The organism is Enterococcus bulliens (genome assembly GCF_053761865.1).
Genome location: NZ_JBSMXK010000054.1, coordinates 1 through 1,343 on the forward strand (window position 1 = coordinate 1; position 1,343 = coordinate 1,343).

General features: G+C 26.7%; 1 protein-coding gene. It reads right to left on the reverse strand.

Features of this window, described 5'->3' with window-relative positions:
- Positions 1-506: 506 nt before the first annotated feature.
- A complete protein-coding gene (locus ACWOEC_RS12190; RefSeq protein WP_455308477.1) occupies positions 507-1,019 on the reverse strand; it encodes a hypothetical protein in 513 nt (170 codons plus the stop codon).
- Positions 1,020-1,343 lie beyond the last annotated feature (324 nt).

Consider the following 1,343-nt stretch of genomic DNA (forward strand, 5'->3'; position numbering starts at 1 on the left):
ACGCACTGCCTCTACCACGATTAAAGGTATGGAAGCCATTCGAGGATTATATAAGAAAACCCGAAAAGAAGGCACTCTCTTCGGGTTTTCGGTCTGTACTGAAATCAAGGTATTATTGGGAATCCCAACTTAAATCATAGATACCGTAAGGGATTTTATTCTTTATTTAAAACTTTGCAACAGAACCTTCTAGGCAATACAGACAAATTTTTACATGCTCATATTTTTCCTAGATATAATTGGGAAAGTGAAGAAAGAAAAAAAATGCCTGTATGGCTCTATGATCAATCTAACTGGTTTGACAAAGAAACAGCTTATAATTCCGAAAAACATGATTCTATGAAAAATGCTATATTAAAATATCTTGATAAGTCATATTAGAACATAAAAATAGTTATTTAACCCTTAGGTAGACATAATCACTATTATAATAAATATAACTTTTAACATACATGAAATTGCTTTAATCGTGTATTGTGAACCTTGATTTATGGAGGTTCTTTTTTTTAGGATTTCAGTAATTTAGAATCTACATAATTTTTTATTTTTAAAGATAGATTGTTTTTTAGACTATTCAAAGCAAATATAGCAGAGAAAAGTAATATTAAGTAATCTATATTATCACTTGGAATATTAAGTAGAATAGTTAATATAATTGGAACATATAACCATACTTTCATAAGAAAAGCTTCATACAATTTTTTGTACTTTAATATATTTTTCATCATTTTATTGAACCACTTAAGCTGAATTAGCACTAAATAGTCATCTAGTAAGCTAAATATTACTGTAAAAGGGAAAAACAATAAAAAAATCAAAAACGAAAAATTGAACCAACCAGTGAAAATAGTTTTATAATTTATATTTGTAATAAAATTATAAAACTCTGTATCTATAACATAGTCTTCAATAAATCCACTAAAAAGATAGTTTGCTATTGAAAAAGACAACACTACAGCCATAAAGATAACAAATAAAAATAAAATGACAGCAGATAAATTAATTACAAAAAGTCCCACTTTTTTTATTATTTTCTTTATGTTAATCACTCTTTCTTATTATAATATGTAATTTTTTTTATTATATCACAATATAAATTAGAGAATAACAATAAAATAAGTATACGAGAGGAAATCATCGATTCGTTTTGCTTCTTTTTTCCCTTTTCTGTAGTCGTATGACATTTTGGCACCCCTTTGTTAGATTGTATTTGTTCAATACATGAAATTGTATAAAATCATGTATCAAGAATCCTATCCCTATAGGGTTCTTTTTTTTACTCCCCCTAAACACACGATTTCGTGTTATAATAACTGTAATCATGTATTCGAACAGACTAAAAA